The organism is Enterobacter cloacae complex sp. ECL72, from assembly GCF_019056635.1.
GTDB lineage: Bacteria > Pseudomonadota > Gammaproteobacteria > Enterobacterales > Enterobacteriaceae > Enterobacter > Enterobacter hormaechei_C.
Genome location: NZ_CP077659.1, coordinates 2,848,510 through 2,864,527, shown reverse-complemented (window position 1 = coordinate 2,864,527; position 16,018 = coordinate 2,848,510). Strand labels below are relative to the sequence as shown.

14 protein-coding genes and 6 tRNA genes are annotated in these 16,018 nt (G+C 53.3%); 9 read left to right on the top strand and 11 right to left on the bottom strand.

Features of this window, described 5'->3' with window-relative positions; translation table 11 throughout:
• The first annotated feature begins 204 nt into the window (after nucleotides 1-204).
• The 3 genes from zipA to KTH07_RS13900 all read left to right on the top strand — a co-directional run bounded on the left by zipA (nucleotide 205) and on the right by KTH07_RS13900 (nucleotide 3,531).
• Nucleotides 205-1,230, top strand: coding sequence for a cell division protein ZipA (gene zipA, locus KTH07_RS13910; RefSeq protein ID WP_032619294.1), 1,026 nt, complete (start codon nucleotides 205-207; stop codon nucleotides 1,228-1,230).
• Nucleotides 1,231-1,298: 68 nt separating this feature from the next.
• Nucleotides 1,299-3,314, top strand: coding sequence for an NAD-dependent DNA ligase LigA (gene ligA / locus KTH07_RS13905; RefSeq protein WP_017383473.1), 2,016 nt, complete (start codon nucleotides 1,299-1,301; stop codon nucleotides 3,312-3,314).
• Between the two features lies 1 nt (nucleotide 3,315).
• Entirely contained in the window at nucleotides 3,316-3,531 is a 216-nt protein-coding gene (locus KTH07_RS13900) for a DUF3820 family protein (RefSeq protein ID WP_003861328.1), read from the top strand.
• Here KTH07_RS13900 and KTH07_RS13895 read toward each other — a convergent pair.
• Nucleotides 3,528-4,523, bottom strand: coding sequence for a bile acid:sodium symporter family protein (locus KTH07_RS13895; protein WP_023304176.1), 996 nt, complete (start codon nucleotides 4,521-4,523; stop codon nucleotides 3,528-3,530). The genes KTH07_RS13900 and KTH07_RS13895 overlap by 4 nt on opposite strands.
• Nucleotides 4,524-4,612: 89 nt before the next feature.
• Between KTH07_RS13895 and KTH07_RS13890 the strand changes: the two genes are divergently transcribed.
• Nucleotides 4,613-5,554, top strand: a complete 942-nt coding sequence (locus KTH07_RS13890) for a LysR family transcriptional regulator (RefSeq protein ID WP_023304175.1) — start codon at nucleotides 4,613-4,615, stop codon at nucleotides 5,552-5,554.
• Here the strand turns inward: KTH07_RS13890 and KTH07_RS13885 are convergent.
• From KTH07_RS13885 to KTH07_RS13865, 5 genes are all read right to left on the bottom strand, one after another.
• A complete protein-coding gene (locus KTH07_RS13885) occupies nucleotides 5,545-5,886 on the bottom strand; it encodes a FlxA-like family protein (protein ID WP_023304174.1) in 342 nt (113 codons plus the stop codon). The two genes, KTH07_RS13890 and KTH07_RS13885, sit on opposite strands and share 10 nt — an antisense overlap.
• Before the next feature lie 137 nt (nucleotides 5,887-6,023).
• Nucleotides 6,024-6,099 (bottom strand) — tRNA-Lys (locus KTH07_RS13880).
• Nucleotides 6,100-6,103: 4 nt separating this feature from the next.
• Nucleotides 6,104-6,179 (bottom strand) — tRNA-Val (locus KTH07_RS13875).
• Nucleotides 6,180-6,208: 29 nt separating this feature from the next.
• Nucleotides 6,209-6,284 (bottom strand) — tRNA-Val (locus tag KTH07_RS13870).
• Nucleotides 6,285-6,325: 41 nt separating this feature from the next.
• Nucleotides 6,326-6,401, bottom strand: a tRNA-Val gene (locus KTH07_RS13865).
• A gap of 258 nt (nucleotides 6,402-6,659) precedes the next feature.
• On the opposite strand from KTH07_RS13865, the gene gltX reads away from it, so the two are divergent.
• Nucleotides 6,660-8,075 (top strand): glutamate--tRNA ligase, encoded by a 1,416-nt coding sequence (gltX, locus tag KTH07_RS13860; RefSeq protein WP_015572231.1) that lies wholly within the window; start codon nucleotides 6,660-6,662, stop codon nucleotides 8,073-8,075.
• 53 nt (nucleotides 8,076-8,128) lie between these two features.
• On the opposite strand, the gene KTH07_RS13855 is transcribed toward gltX, so the two are convergent.
• Both KTH07_RS13855 and KTH07_RS13850 read right to left on the bottom strand, forming a co-directional pair.
• Entirely contained in the window at nucleotides 8,129-8,515 is a 387-nt protein-coding gene (locus tag KTH07_RS13855) for a YfeC-like transcriptional regulator (protein ID WP_017383469.1), read from the bottom strand.
• A 1-nt stretch (nucleotide 8,516) separates the two neighbouring features.
• Complete coding sequence (locus KTH07_RS13850) at nucleotides 8,517-8,879, bottom strand: YfeC-like transcriptional regulator (RefSeq protein ID WP_015572232.1); 363 nt, start codon at nucleotides 8,877-8,879, stop codon at nucleotides 8,517-8,519.
• 217 nt (nucleotides 8,880-9,096) lie between these two features.
• Between KTH07_RS13850 and KTH07_RS13845 the strand changes: the two genes are divergently transcribed.
• From KTH07_RS13845 to KTH07_RS13835, 3 genes are all read left to right on the top strand, one after another.
• Nucleotides 9,097-9,172 (top strand) — tRNA-Ala (locus KTH07_RS13845).
• A gap of 41 nt (nucleotides 9,173-9,213) precedes the next feature.
• Nucleotides 9,214-9,289, top strand: a tRNA-Ala gene (locus KTH07_RS13840).
• 212 nt (nucleotides 9,290-9,501) lie between these two features.
• Entirely contained in the window at nucleotides 9,502-11,691 is a 2,190-nt protein-coding gene (locus tag KTH07_RS13835) for an EAL domain-containing protein (RefSeq protein WP_032634977.1), read from the top strand.
• Nucleotides 11,692-11,737: 46 nt separating this feature from the next.
• Here KTH07_RS13835 and nupC read toward each other — a convergent pair whose 3' ends face one another.
• Nucleotides 11,738-12,925, bottom strand: coding sequence for a nucleoside permease NupC (gene nupC, locus KTH07_RS13830; protein WP_006811440.1), 1,188 nt, complete (start codon nucleotides 12,923-12,925; stop codon nucleotides 11,738-11,740).
• A gap of 345 nt (nucleotides 12,926-13,270) precedes the next feature.
• Here nupC and KTH07_RS13825 point away from each other — a divergent pair, with 345 nt between their 5' ends.
• Nucleotides 13,271-14,509, top strand: coding sequence for an Nramp family divalent metal transporter (locus tag KTH07_RS13825; protein ID WP_017383466.1), 1,239 nt, complete (start codon nucleotides 13,271-13,273; stop codon nucleotides 14,507-14,509).
• A 33-nt stretch (nucleotides 14,510-14,542) separates the two neighbouring features.
• Here KTH07_RS13825 and KTH07_RS13820 read toward each other — a convergent pair whose 3' ends face one another.
• Nucleotides 14,543-14,890: a DUF2502 domain-containing protein gene (locus KTH07_RS13820; RefSeq protein WP_015572233.1), complete on the bottom strand. Its 348-nt coding sequence runs from the start codon at nucleotides 14,888-14,890 to the stop codon at nucleotides 14,543-14,545.
• A 126-nt stretch (nucleotides 14,891-15,016) separates the two neighbouring features.
• On the bottom strand, nucleotides 15,017-16,015 hold the full coding sequence (mgrA, locus tag KTH07_RS13815; protein WP_023304172.1) for an L-glyceraldehyde 3-phosphate reductase: 999 nt from the start codon (nucleotides 16,013-16,015) through the stop codon (nucleotides 15,017-15,019).
• Between the last annotated feature and the right edge of the window lie 3 nt (nucleotides 16,016-16,018).

The following is a 16,018-nucleotide window of genomic DNA, read 5'->3' as shown; positions in this document are numbered from 1 at the left end:
ACCAGTGGAATTGCCCGCCTATATTATCCAGTTACGGGCCAATGACCAGTTCGGAAATGTTCGAAAAACCAGCAAAAAGCACGATTTAGTTCATCTTTATGCTGTGAATGCTCTGCATACACTTGCACTTGACGTAAACGGCAAATACTCTTAGTGAGTAAATGTTTGCCGTGGTGGCAAGGTGTTAGAACAACAGAGAATATAATGATGCAGGATTTGCGTCTGATATTAATCATTGTTGGCGCGATCGCCATAATCGCTTTACTGGTACATGGTTTCTGGACCAGCCGTAAAGAGCGTTCCTCTATGTTTCGCGATCGTCCACTGAAGCGCATGAAGTCCAGTCGTGACGACGATGACGTTGAAGACGACATCGACGGTCCTGACGACGACGGCGTGGGTGAAGTTCGTGTTCATCGGGTCAATACTGCGCCCGGCGCAGCGCATGGAGAGCATGAAGCCCCCCGCGCTCCGCAGCACCAGTATCAACCACCGTATGCCTCTGCCCAGCCGCGCCAGCCAGCGCCGCCGCCAGTGGAAGAACCTGTTCGTCATCCGCCGCAGCAGCCTGTGCAACAGCAGCCCGTTGCGCCACAGCCTGTACAGCCACAGCCTGTACAGCCGCAACCTGTACAGCCGCAACCTGTGCAACAGCCTGCACAGCCAGTGCATCAGCCACAGCCTGTTCAGCAGCCGCAGCCGGTACAACAACCGCAGCCGCAGCCTGAACCGCCTGCGCCACAGCCCGCTCCGCGTGTTAAGCCAGAGCCGGTCGCAGAGCCAGAACCGGTTGTTGAAAAGCCGCAGCGTAAAGAAGCGGTGATCATCATGAACGTGGCTGCTCATCATGGCACCCATCTGAACGGTGACGTGCTGCTTAACAGCATCCAACAGGCAGGCTTCAAGTTCGGCGACATGAATATTTTCCATCGCCACCTGAGTCCTGACGGTAGCGGTCCGGCGCTGTTTAGCCTGGCCAATATGGTCAATCCAGGCACGTTTGACCCGGAAATGACCGGTGATTTCGTCACGCCGGGGGTTACGATCTTTATGCAGGTGCCGTCCTACGGTGACGAGCTGCAAAACTTTAAGCTGATGCTACAGTCCGCTCAGCACATCGCCGACGAAGTGGGCGGTGTGGTGCTCGACGATCAGCGTCGAATGATGACGCCGCAGAAACTGCGCGAGTATCAGGACCGCATCCGCGAAGTTAAGGAAGCGAACGCGTAATCGTCGCGTTAACTTCACCTCCTCCTCAACCCCCGCCTGTCGGGGGTTTTTCTCATTGATGGTGCGATATGGACTCAATCGAACAACAACTTACTGAACTGCGAACCACGCTTCGCCATCATGAATATCTCTATCATGTTATGGACGCACCGGAAGTGCCGGATGCGGAATATGACCGCCTGATGCGTGAACTGCGCGAGCTGGAAGCGCAGCACCCCGAACTGATTACGCCCGATTCCCCAACGCAGCGCGTCGGCGCGGAACCGCTGGGCGCTTTCAGCCAGGTGCGCCATGAAGTGCCGATGCTGTCGCTGGATAACGTGTTTGATGAAGAGAGTTTTCTGGCTTTCAACAAGCGTGTGCAGGATCGCCTGAAGAGCATCGACAATCTGAGCTGGTGCTGCGAGCTAAAGCTGGATGGTCTGGCCGTTAGCATTCTTTATGAGAACGGCGTGATGGTGCGTGCCGCAACGCGCGGCGACGGCACTACCGGGGAAGACATCACCACTAATGTGCGCACTATTCGTGCGATCCCGCTGAAACTGCGTGGCGATAACATTCCCGCCCGGCTGGAAGTGCGCGGGGAAGTGTTCCTTCCGCAGGCGGGCTTCGAGAAGATCAACGAAGAAGCGCGTCGTACCGGTGGGAAAGTGTTTGCAAACCCGCGTAACGCGGCGGCAGGTTCGCTGCGTCAGCTCGATCCACGAATCACCGCGAAGCGACCGCTTACTTTCTTCTGCTACGGCGTCGGGATCCTGGAAGGCGGTGACCTGCCAGATACTCACCTGGGTCGTTTAATGCAGTTCAAAGAGTGGGGGTTACCGGTTAGCAACCGCGTGCAGCTCTGCGACTCTCCGGAGGCGGTGCTGGCGTTCTATCACAAGGTTGAAGAGGATCGTCCCACGCTCGGGTTTGATATTGATGGCGTGGTGATCAAGGTTAACTCGCTGGCGTTGCAGGAACAGTTAGGATTTGTGGCCCGTGCGCCGCGCTGGGCGGTAGCCTTTAAGTTCCCGGCGCAGGAGCAGATGACCTTCGTTCGCGACGTGGAGTTTCAGGTAGGGCGTACGGGGGCGATTACGCCTGTGGCGCGTCTGGAGCCTGTGCAGGTGGCTGGCGTGCTGGTAAGTAACGCCACGCTGCATAACGCCGATGAAATTGCCCGCCTGGGCCTGCGCATTGGTGACAAAGTGGTGATTCGCCGCGCGGGCGACGTGATCCCACAGGTGGTTAACGTTGTTGAGTCTGAACGTCCTGCCGATACCCGTGCCATCGAGTTTCCAGCCCACTGTCCGGTATGTGGTTCGGACGTTGAGCGCGTGGAAGGTGAAGCGGTAACGCGCTGTACGGGCGGGTTAATCTGCGGCGCGCAGCGTAAAGAGTCCCTGAAGCACTTTGTCTCCCGCCGGGCGATGGACGTCGACGGAATGGGTGACAAGATTATCGACCAGTTAGTTGAGAAAGAGTACGTCCATACGCCAGCGGACCTCTTTACCCTGACGGCAGGTAAGCTGACCGGTCTTGATCGTATGGGGCCGAAATCTGCCCAGAACATCGTTAACGCGCTCGAGGCGGCCAAAAACACCACCTTTGCCCGTTTCCTTTACGCGCTTGGCATTCGTGAAGTCGGAGAGGCGACGGCGGCAGGGCTGGCGGCGTATTTCGGCACGCTGGACGCGCTGGAGAAAGCCACCATCGACGAGCTACAGAAAGTCCCTGATGTCGGCATTGTGGTCGCTACCCACGTTTTCAACTTCTTCGCCGAAGAGAGCAACCGTGAAGTGATCGGTAAATTACTGGAACAGGGCATTCACTGGCCTGCACCGGTAGTGGTTAATGCCGAAGAGATCGACAGCCCGTTTGCCGGTAAAACGGTGGTGCTGACCGGCAGCCTGAGCCAGCTCTCGCGCGATGACGCGAAAGCGCGCCTGGTGGCGTTGGGGGCAAAAGTGGCGGGCAGCGTATCGAAGAAAACCGACCTGGTGATTGCCGGGGAAGCGGCCGGTTCGAAGCTGGCAAAAGCGCAGGAGCTTGGCATCGAGGTAATCGACGAAGCGGAAATGATGCGCCTGTTAGGAGAGTGACGTGGAAAAAGAGCAGCTCGTTGAGATCGCCAATACGGAGATGCCGTTCGGTAAATATAAGGGTCGCAGGCTGATTGATCTACCGGAAGAGTATCTGCTGTGGTTTGCCCGTAAGGATGAGTTCCCCGCCGGGCGTCTGGGCGAGCTGATGGCTATCACGTTACTGATCAAAACGGAGGGGCTGACCCAGCTGGTTCAGCCCCTGAAACGTCCTTAAACTTTCGCGGCGCGGGTCTCTTCCTGCGCCAGCTTTTCAGTCTGCGCCTTGTAACGCCGCGCCAGTACCGCACACACCATCAGCTGGATCTGATGGAAAATCATCAGCGGCAACACCATCATCCCAATGACGGACGTCGGGAACAGAATATTGGCCATCGGGATCCCGTTGGCCAGGCTCTTTTTCGATCCGCAAAATACAATGGTGATTTCATCGGCCTTGTTGAAGCCGCATTTGCGGGCCACAAAGACGTTAACCGCGATGACAATGGCCAGAAGAACGATGCTTACCACCACAATAAACAGCAGCGATCCAGCGCCCACCCTGTGCCAGATACCGTTCACCACGGCTTCGCTGAAGGCCGTGTAAACCACCAGCAGAATTGAGCTTTGGTCCGTTTTCCCGATCCATTTTTTATGTTTCGCCACAAACGCCCCAATCCAGGGACGGGATAAGTGTCCGAGCACAAACGGCAGCAGCAGTTGCAGACAAATTTTACCCACCTGCTCCAGATTGCCTTCCGCCCCGTGCATGTTCATCAGCAGACCGACCAGCAGCGGTGAAACAAAGATCCCCAGCAGGCTGGAAGCAGAAGCAGAACAGACCGCCGCCGCGACGTTACCGCCCGCCAGCGAGGTAAAGGCAATAGCAGACTGCACGGTGGCCGGTAAAATGCACAGATAAAGGAAACCGGTATACAGCGCCGGATCGACATTCACCGGCGCCCACCAGGCGAACAGCACGCCCAAAACCGGGAAGAGGATAAAGGTGCTGCACATTACCCACAGGTGCAGTCGCCAGTGGCTACCGCCTGCAATAATGGCTTCCCGGGAGAGTTTGGCGCCATGCATAAAGAACAGCAGGGCAATGGCTGCCGTGGTCAGTCCTTCAATAACCGGAACGAAACTGCCCCGCGCCGGGAAGAACGAGGCCAGCAAGACGACACTAATCAGGGTCAGCGTAAACGGATCAAGGATACGAAAAAGTTTCATAATCACTCCTGAAAACAGATGCCGCTATTGTGCTTTCTTCCCTTTGAGAAATAAAATTGATTTATTGCATCCATTCATGAATTAAACAGATGAATTATTCGTTACGTCAGCTTCGCGTTTTCGTCACCGTCGCGCAGGCCCGCAGCTTTAGCCGGGCAGGGGAGATGATTGGCCTCAGCCAGTCGGCGGTGAGCCATAGCGTTAAGGAGCTTGAAACGCAAACGGGCGTGAAGCTGCTCGACCGTACGACGCGAGAAGTGGTGCTCACCGAAGCGGGACAGCAGCTGGCAACGCGTCTGGAAAGGCTGCTGGATGAACTGAACAGTACGCTCAGGGATGTCGGCCGGCTCGGACAACAGCTTTCCGGCACCGTGAGAGTGGCGGCGAGCCAGACGATTTCAGCGCATCTTATTCCCCAGTGCATCGCTGAAAGTAATCACCGCTATCCGGATATCGATTTTGTTTTGCATGACAGGCCGCAGCAGTGGGTACTGGAGAGTATCCGTCAGGGGGATGTGGATTTTGGCATCGTTATTGATCCCGGGGCGGTAAGCGACCTGGAATGTGAAGTGGTGCTCTCGGAGCCCTTTTTACTGCTCTGCCGCGATGATGATCCGCTGGCATCGCTGCCGCAGGTGGCCTGGCAGGCCTTGCAGGGGGCAAACCTGGTGTTACAGGATTATGCATCAGGTAGCCGCCCGCTGATAGATGCCGCACTGACCGCGCAGGGCGTTAAGGCAACCATTGTGCAGGAGATCGGGCATCCTGCCACGCTCTTCCCCATGGTCGAAGCGGGGATTGGCATCAGCGTTCTGCCGGCGCTGGCGCTGCCACTGCCGCAGGGGAGTCGTTTAACGGTGAAGCGTTTCGTACCCTGTGTCGAACGCCAGCTGATGCTGGTACGCCGTAAAAACAGGTCACTTTCCGGCGCGGCGCACGCCTGCTGGGATGTAGTACGTATGCAGGCCAGACGTTTGATGGAGGCCCGCACACGCGATCCACTCTTTAACGAAACCAATAATCAGATGTAGATATTAATCTGATGCTCCGCGGAGGGCTTATTGATGCCTTCCGCCACGGCCTGACCGTTTTCCTGCTTTGGCATCGCCTCTTCGGCCTGCTGACGCTGCAATTGCGCCAGCTGCGCCTGCAACATAGCCAGCTGAGATTCGAGTAATTCCTGCTGCTTTTGCTTCTCTTCTGCTGTGGCATCACCCATGGCCACTTCTTTGAGCTGCTGAGTGACTTTCGTTATCTGTTTGGTCAGACGGGTGATTTGAGAAGCAATGTCGTTTCCGCCGGAGCTGTTATCTACGCTGCCGATTTCCATCGCCGACAGAGAAACGGGCTTAAGAGTTGTCATATTGAGATCCTTTTCGCCATAAAATAGAGGTATCGGCAAAGAAGGCGTGAGCTTGAGTAAAACAAGCGGTCTGGCTGCAAGGGGGAATTGCTATATCGCAGATAGCAAAAAAGCGCCTTTAGGGCGCTTTTTTACATTGGTGGGTCGTGCAGGATTCGAACCTGCGACCAATTGATTAAAAGTCAACTGCTCTACCAACTGAGCTAACGACCCGAAATGGTGGGCGATGACGGGCTCGAACCGCCGACCCCCTCCGTGTAAAGGAGATGCTCTACCAACTGAGCTAATCGCCCATTTCGGAACTGCTGCGATAAGGTGAGAATGGTGGGCGATGACGGGCTCGAACCGCCGACCCCCTCCGTGTAAAGGAGATGCTCTACCAACTGAGCTAATCGCCCAATCTCAATGCTTATCTACACTGCGAGTCTACCGAAGTAGATGGTGGGTGATGACGGGCTCGAACCGCCGACCCCCTCCGTGTAAAGGAGATGCTCTACCAACTGAGCTAATCACCCCCGCTGTGTGGAGTCGCATTATAGGGAGAGTTGAAAATGAGTCAACGCATTTTCTAAAGTTTTTATTCGTTCGTCGTAAAATTAGTCAAAACGATCGCAAAACGGACTGTGGCGCATGATTTATAAACAAAAACAGCAATCTCGAACCGGATAAAGTGATCGACATTGAGGAATCGGCCCACAGTGATAGAATATTGCCCATTGTTTTCTTCCCGGAATTTGCCGATTACCGGCATCTTTATAACGTAAGGCCATTTCATGAAAATCAAAACTCGCTTCGCGCCGAGCCCGACAGGCTATCTGCATGTCGGTGGTGCACGTACCGCTCTCTACTCCTGGCTTTTCGCACGTCACAACAACGGTGAGTTTGTGCTGCGTATTGAAGACACCGATCTGGAGCGCTCAACGCCGGAAGCAATTGAAGCCATTATGGATGGGATGAACTGGCTGAATCTGGCGTGGGACGAAGGCCCATACTTCCAGACCAAACGTTTTGACCGCTATAACGCCGTAATTGACGAGATGCTGGTGGCAGGCACGGCCTATAAGTGCTACTGCTCCAGGGAGCGTCTGGATGCGCTGCGCGAAGAGCAAATGGCAAAAGGCGAAAAACCGCGTTATGACGGTCGTTGCCGCCATGACCACAGCGAGCATGCTGCGGATGAGCCTTGCGTAGTGCGTTTTGCTAACCCACAGGATGGCTCTGTTATCTTTGATGACCAGATCCGCGGCCCGATCGAATTTAGCAACCAGGAGCTGGATGACCTTATCATTCGTCGTACTGACGGATCGCCAACCTATAATTTCTGCGTAGTAGTGGACGACTGGGATATGGAAATCACTCACGTGATCCGTGGTGAAGACCATATCAATAACACCCCGCGTCAGATCAACATTCTGAAAGCGCTGAACGCGCCTGTACCGGTGTATGCGCACGTATCAATGATCAACGGTGACGACGGTAAAAAGCTGTCCAAACGTCATGGCGCGGTGAGCGTGATGCAGTACCGTGATGACGGCTATCTGCCGGAAGCGCTGCTGAACTACCTGGTGCGTCTGGGCTGGGCTCATGGTGACCAGGAGATCTTCAGCCGCGAAGAGATGATCGAGCTGTTCTCTCTGAACTCGGTCAGCAAATCAGCCAGCGCGTTCAACACTGACAAACTGCTGTGGCTGAACCATCACTACATCAATACCATGCAGCCAGAATATGTGGCGACTTATCTGCAATGGCACATTGAACAGGCAAACATCGATACCCGTACGGGCCCTGAACTGGCGGATCTGGTGAAGCTGCTTGGCGAGCGTTGCAAAACGCTGAAAGAAATTGCTGAAAGCTGCCGTTACTTCTATGAAGAGTTTGACGCGTTCGACGCCGACGCGGCCAAGAAACACCTGCGTCCGGTTGCGCGTCAGCCGCTGGAAGTGGTGCGTGATAAACTCGAAGCCATTACCGAATGGACTGCGGAAAATGTTCACCACGCGATTCAGGCTACCGCTGATGAGCTGGAAATTGGCATGGGTAAAGTCGGTATGCCGCTGCGCGTTGCGGTGACGGGGGCAGGCCAGTCTCCGGCGCTGGATGTGACCGTTCATGCCATCGGCAAATCACGTAGCGTTGCGCGTATCAACAAAGCGCTGGGCTTTATTGCTGAGCGTGAAAGCCAGCAGTAATACTCGTGTAATACAAAAAAACGGCAGGGTAACCTGCCGTTTTTTTATGCCTGTTATTCAGCAATACCAAGACGCGTGAGAAAACCCTGCAACCCTTCACGAGCGAGCAACTTGTGCAAACGTTCCTGTTCGACAGTCGTCATGTTTTCCAGCGAGTCGATAATTTGTGGAAGCAGGCTGGATGAGGTTGCCACGCCGTAGTGGGAAGGGCTTTCCGCCACATGGTAAACAGCCCGACGGTTACGAATGGCGGGAAGACTAATGATGTGCTCCTTAACGTGCGCATCAATACATATCACCCTCGCTCTTCCGCCTTTTACACCGTTGATACCCTCCGTTTTCCATCCTTTCTGTCGTATCCAGCGATTAACGGTTTGTCGGGCTACGCCCAGACTGTCCGCCAGCTCTTCCGTGGTCATTTTGCTGCGTAATCTTTTCATATCAGCGTTGGTCGCGAATCCCTAAACGTTGTAACAAGCCGGTAATCCCTTCCCGCAGTAACAGCGATGTCATCTGCTTTTGCTCTTCCGGCGTCATTTCATTCGCCAGCGTCAGGAGCAGGGCATGAAGCGAGCCCTCGTGGTACGCCTTATCTGGCAGTTCCGGCGTCTCTGTTGCCCTGCGCGCGCTGCGAATAAAGTCGCGCACTTTTTCATTGACGTGTACCAGACGCGCTTTGCCACCCTGAACGCCTGGCTTTGGCGATGTAATCCAACCCTCTTTGCGTACCCATTTATTGATGGTCTGTCGGCTATAGCCAGTGAGCAGGGCTAACTCTTCTGGCGTCATTCGTTCCTTGATCATACAATTTCCTGAATATCTGTGGGGTTAATTAGTGGTTCATTTTATAGCACCGTTTTACGTGAAAACGTGACAAGCTTAACTCCTGGCTGCGAGCAGGCTCTCAAAGTGATTCATTTGCATGATTTTTCGGCGATTGAAAGGCGGAGGCTGAATTTGCCGTTGACACTCTGCGGCGGAATTCATATTATGCCGCCCGTCAACATGACAGCTTTACGACGGGGCTATAGCTCAGCTGGGAGAGCGCCTGCATGGCATGCAGGAGGTCAGCGGTTCGATCCCGCTTAGCTCCACCAAACTCTGAACCCAACAGAGTGCGGTAGGTAAAGTAACATGTGGGGCTATAGCTCAGCTGGGAGAGCGCTTGCATGGCATGCAAGAGGTCAGCGGTTCGATCCCGCTTAGCTCCACCAAAATTTAAACCCTCGTCGCAAGACGGGGGTTTTTTTATAGCTTGTAAAATATTTTAGACTGTTTTTGTTGCAATTAACGTCGTTTTCTACACCTCACCTCAATCCAAATCAATAAACAAGTCTATAAATAGACCTGAACTTGATTCGTGTAATTAATAAACCTATTATCCATGCGGTCAATGAGACGATGGTAAAATAGATTATCCGGATTAATGAATAGAAAAATTTACAATAATGTAAAGATATTTATGATTGCCCTGGCGCTAAGCCTGATTGCGATTCCTTTTTCTCGTTATATCTCTCCACGGGCCATCGTCAGCGAAAATGATGTTTATCTGGCGTGGTTGCCCTTAAGTGCCATGCTCGCCATCGTGTTGTTATTTGGACGGCGGGCAATCATTCCTTTGCTGTTAAGTTTTAGTATTACTAATATTTATAATCTTGATTTAGCGCCACTACAATCTGCCGTATTATTATGTTGTCAGACGTTTACCGTCTTCGCCGCCTGTGGCGTCATCCGTCTGGTGCTGGGCAAGCGCTGGCGACACAGCATACCGAATAAGTACATTGGCATACGTATTTTCTGGCTCGGATTTATGGTGCCTGTGGGCATCAAATTATCGATGTATCTGGCGGGATATTTATTTGATTTTCCGGTGACAATCTCCTCCTATTTCGGCGAAGGCTCTGCAATTTATAACGTTATCGATATTCAGAGTCTGATTTGTGCCGCCCTGATTTTCACCATGATGTTCTATTACCCGTTAAGAATGATTATTAATCCTCGCTATGCCCGAACATTCTGGCGGCGAAGCGTGAAGCCCCTCTTTTGTCACAAAAAAGCGTTATTTATCGTTGTTTGGCTGATGCTGTTGACTTCGATGATCGCTATTTTATGCGCGCCTTTTGAGTCGCAGTTTATTGCGGGTTATTTGATGCCAATCGTTTTCATTCTTTTTACCCTGGGGATTGGTCGTCTGAGCTATGCGCTCATCTCTTTATTCTGGGCGGCCTCGGCGCTCATGCTGTTGACCTATAATTATAATTTTCTTAATGGCGTTGAATCGGGCCACTCGCTCTCCTTTATCCTGTCGGTGCTTATCTCTTTCGCCATCTGCCTGCTTTACATGTCGCGGATCTATCAGAAAAGTGAATGGCTGAAACAGGGGTGGCAGGAGAGGGCGCTTACCGATCCGCTCACCGGTCTGCCTAACATTCGTGCGCTGGAAGTGTTTTTACAGCACCATCCCGAGGCCAAAGTCTGCTGCCTGCGCCTGGATAATCTCGAATTCCTGAGCCGTCACTACGGCATCCTCATGCGTGTACATTGTAAAAAGATGATCACCGCGTCGCTGCAACCGTTATTGCAAAAAGACGAGAAGCTCTTCCAGTTGCCGGGCAGTGAGCTGGTGGTGGTCTTGCTGGGTCCGGGCACGGCTGAACGTTTGCAATATATGGTCGATCATCTGAACAGCCGTAAGATTATCTGGAACAAGACTGAGCTCGACATTGAGTTTGGCGCCTCCTGGGGGGAAGTGCCGGATGGAGAAAGCCTGCATCACACGTTGGGTCAGCTGAGCTGGCTTTCCGAGCAGTCCTGTGCCGGGCACAACGTCCTGGCGTTAACCAACAGTCTGGATGATGTCTCCGGTCAGACGACGGACAGAGTGCTGATGCTGGCCCGCATAAAACGCGCCCTTGATATCGGTGGGCTTCACCTTTACGCCCAGCCAATCCATAACGCGCGTGGGGAAGGGTACTTTGAAATCCTCTCAAGGCTTGAAAGCGAGGGGGAGATCATCACGCCTGATCGCTTTATTCCGCTGATTGCTCAGTTTAACCTGAGCCACCGATTTGACCTGAACGTGGTGGAAAAATTGCTGATGTGGATGCGCAGCCATCCGTCCGAACGGGCCGGAACGCGGTTCTCCGTAAATCTGATGCCGCTGACGCTGATGCAAAATGAGATTGCGGCTGAGATCATCGCGCTTTTTGAACGCTACGCCATTGCGCCGCAAGATATCGTCATTGAGATCACCGAGGAACAGGCTTTCTCTGACTCGGGAAGCAGCATCAACAATATCCAGCAGCTGCGGGATTACGGCTTCCGCATTGCTATTGATGACTTTGGTACCGGCTATGCCAACTTTGAGCGCCTGAAGCGGCTGGAGGCCGATATCATTAAGATCGATGGCTGCTTCGTGAAAGATATCTGCACCGACAGCATGGATGCGATGATCGTGCAGTCCATTTGCAACATGGCCAAAACGAAATCGCTTTGTGTGGTGGCTGAATATGTGGAATCGGCTGAACAACGCGAGATGTTGCTGCGATTCGGCGTGGACTATTTGCAGGGCTATTTGATTGGTAAACCACTGCCCCTGACGGCGCTGGAGGCATAAAAAAAACCGGGAGCGATGGCTCCCGGTTTTTATTGCACGGTATGAATTACAGAACCAGTGCTGCAATAGAGGCAGACAGGACGCTCACCAGCGTTGAACCGTAAACCAGCTTCAGGCCAAAGCGAGAAACGACGTTACCTTGCTCTTCGTTCAGGCCTTTAATCGCACCAGCGATAATACCGATGGAAGAGAAGTTCGCGAAGGAGACCAGGAAGACGGACAGGATCCCTTCCGCACGAGGGGAGAGTGTGCTGGCAATCTTCTGGAGATCCATCATCGCCACGAACTCATTGGAAACCAGTTTCGTTGCCATGATACTGCCCACCTGCAACGCTTCGTGAGCGGGCACGCCCATCACCCAGGCAATCGGGTAGAAGATGTAGCCCAGAATACCCTGGAAGGAGATACCGAGTACGGCCGCAAACAGGGCGTTCAGCGCAGCGATCAGCGCGATAAAGCCAATCAGCATCGCGGCGACGATAATTGCAACCTTGAAACCCGCCAGAATGTATTCACCCAGCATTTCGAAGAAGCTCTGTCCCTCGTGCAGGTTTGACATCTGAATGTTCTCTTCGCTGGCATCCACGCGGTACGGGTTAATCAGCGAAAGCACGATAAAGGTGCTGAACATGTTCAGAACCAGCGCCGCAACTACGTATTTTGGTTCCAGCATGGTCATATACGCGCCCACGATAGACATGGAAACGGTAGACATTGCGGTTGCCGCCATGGTGTACATGCGGTTACGGGACATCTTGCCGAGAATATCTTTATACGCAATGAAGTTCTCAGACTGACCCAGGATCAGCGAGCTGACTGCGTTAAAGGATTCCAGTTTGCCCATGCCGTTAACTTTCGATAACAGGAAGCCGATCGCACGGATAACCACCGGCAGAACGCGGATGTGCTGAAGGATACCGATCAGGGCAGAGATGAAGACGATAGGGCAGAGCACCTTCAGGAAGAAGAAGGCCAGACCCTGATCGTTCATGCTGCCAAAGACGAAGTTTGTCCCTTCGTTGGCAAATCCGAGCAGTTTTTCGAACATTTCGGAGAAGCCTTTCACGAAGCCCAGGCCTACGTTGGAGTTCAGGAAGAACCACGCAAGTAAAACTTCAATGACCAGCAGTTGGACAACATAGCGAATACGAATTTTTTTGCGGTCTGTGCTGACCAGCAATGCAAGTGCAGTAACGACAACGAGTGCCAGGACAAAATGAAGGACGCGGTCCATATTTGCTCCAAATATGAGGCAGGTTTAATTTCCGTGCACATTCTATGTAACAAGCACAAAGAAAACGAGATCAAGCCCACACTATAGTTACATCCTGTGACGAGTCTCAAAAATAGTGATCAACAAGACATTTTTGTTATGTTAGGTAAATGAGTGAAAAGTTAAGTTTGTGTGCTACGCTTCACAAATGTCTGCGCATTTTCACATTCTGTGACCTTGCTCCACCTGCCTGTCTATCGTTCCTGACTATCAGAGAAATCATGTTAACCGTTACAAATGAACTTGATAATCATTCTCATTTTGATAGCATAAAACATAGCAAAGGCTATATTTCCAGAGGCAGAAATGACGAATAGTCGCGTAGAGAGTAGCAGCGGCAGAGCGGCACGCAAGCTGCGGTTCGCATTAATGGGACCGGCATTCATTGCCGCGATTGGCTACATCGATCCGGGTAATTTTGCGACCAATATTCAGGCCGGGGCCAGTTTCGGCTATAAACTGCTGTGGGTTGTGGTATGGGCCAATCTGATGGCGATGCTGATTCAGATGCTCTCCGCGAAGCTGGGTATTGCTACCGGAAAAAACCTGGCGGAGCAAATCCGCGATCATTATCCACGTCCGGCAGTTTGGTTTTACTGGGTTCAGGCGGAGATTATCGCCATGGCTACCGATCTCGCCGAGTTTATCGGGGCGGCGATCGGCTTTAAGCTTATCCTGGGCGTCTCCCTGCTTCAGGGGGCCGTGCTGACCGGTATCGCCACTTTCCTGATTCTGATGCTCCAGCGGCGGGGCCAAAAACCGCTGGAGAAAGTCATCGGCGGCCTGCTGCTGTTCGTCGCTGCCGCCTATATTGTTGAGCTGATTTTCTCCCAACCGAATCTGGCGCAGCTGACGAAAGGGATGGTGATCCCGTCGTTACCCACTTCTGAAGCCGTTTTTCTGGCTGCCGGGGTGCTGGGGGCGACCATTATGCCGCACGTCATTTATCTGCACTCTTCATTAACCCAGAATCTGCATGGCGGGACGAGTAAAGAGCGCTACTCCGCCTCGAAATGGGATGTGACTATCGCGATGACCATTGCCGGATTTGTGAATCTGGCGATGATGGCAACCGCCGCCGCCGCGTTCCACTTTAACGGGCATACCGGGGTTGCCGATCTCGACCAGGCTTACCTGACGCTGGAGCCGTTGCTGAGCCATGCCGCAGCCACTATTTTTGGTTTAAGCCTGGTTGCTGCGGGTCTTTCATCTACGGTTGTGGGGACACTGGCCGGGCAGGTGGTGATGCAGGGGTTCGTACGTTTCCATATTCCGCTGTGGGTTCGCCGCTCGGTTACGATGCTGCCTTCCTTTGTTGTGATCCTGATGGGGCTGGATCCGACCCGCATTCTGGTGATGAGTCAGGTACTGCTGAGTTTCGGGATTGCGCTGGCGCTGGTGCCGCTGCTGATCTTCACCAGCAACAAATCGCTGATGGGCGATCTGGTGAATTCGACGTGGGTGAAGCGCGCCGGGTGGGCCATTGTGGTCGTGGTGGTGGCGTTAAACTTGTGGTTGCTGATAGGCACAGCCGCAGGCCTGTAAAAGAAAAAGGAGCCGGAAGGCTCCTTTTTGTTGTTAATGGTGATGGCCGTGACCGTGGCCTCTGCCTTTTCCGTGACCCCAGCCGCCACGGCGGTCGTCGCGATCGTTCCAGCCTTCGCGGTAGCCGCGTTCGTAAGCCTTACGCTTATCCCAGCCACGGTGATAGCCGTTATCGTGTTTCCACCAGCGGTTTTGACGCCATTCATAATGGCGATGCCAGTAGTCACGGTCGCGCCAGTAGCCACCGTCCCAGTATCTGCCGTAGTCATCACGATCGCCAATTTGTAATTTAATCGATGGCAACAGGGTGATTTCGCCCGCACTGGCGACCAGCGGGGCCGAAGCCAGTAATACCGCTGCAAGAATCAGTGACCTGAACATACTCTTCTCCTTCACGATCGGGGCCGCTGTGCGACCTGTTAACGCAATTTTACGAGTTGGTAAACATTCGTTTCATCGCCTCAACTCCTAAATCATGAACGAGAGCACTTTTTGCTAAAAGTGTTTTTAATCTGAACTGGACAGGATCGTATCTATCGTCTTCAGCTCTTCTGCCGTGAACCGACAATTCTCAAGCACGCCTGCTGCATCTTCAATTTGTCCGGTCTTGCTTGCGCCGATGAGCACGGATGTCACCGCATCGTGGCGCAGGATCCAGGCCAGTGCCATTTGCGATAGCTTTTGCCCCCGGTTTTCCGCCAGCGCATTCAGCTTGCGTACCTTTTCCAGCTTTTTGTCGGTGATCTGCTCCGGGTTAAGGAACTTACTGCCGCTTGCTGCGCGAGAATCCGCCGGGATACCGTTCAGATAGCGATCGGTCAACTGTCCGCCCGCCAGGGGGGAGAAGGGGATACATCCCACCCCTTTTTGCTGCAACACGTCCAGCAACCCCTCTTCAGGCGCACGTTCAAACATGGAGTACTTCGGCTGGTGGATCAGACATGGCGTGCCCAGATCCTCCAGTATTTCAATCGCCTGTCTTGCCCGTTCTGCCGGGTAGTTGGACAGACCGATGTACAGCGCCTTGCCCTGACGCACCACATGGTCAAGCGCTTTCATGGTTTCACGTAGCGGCGTTTGTGGATCCGGGCGGTGGTGATAGAAAATATCGACGTACTCCAGCCCCATACGCTTGAGGCTCTGGTCCAGGCTGGCGATCAGATATTTACGTGAGCCCCAGTCGCCATAAGGCCCGTCCCACATGGTGTAGCCCGCTTTAGTGGAGATGATCAGCTCATCGCGCCAGGGCAGGAAATCCTCCTGCAAAATGCGCCCAAAATTACGTTCGGCCGAACCAGGAGGAGGGCCGTAATTATTGGCAAGGTCAAAATGCGTAATACCCAAATCGAAAGCACGCTGTAAAAGTTGACGGCTGTTTTCGAGTAACGTCGCGTCGCCAAAATTATGCCAAAGCCCCAGCGAGATGGCGGGAAGCTTAAGACCGCTTTGTCCACAGCGGCGATATTGCATTGTCTGGTAACGATTTTTGTCAGGCTGATAACCCATTGG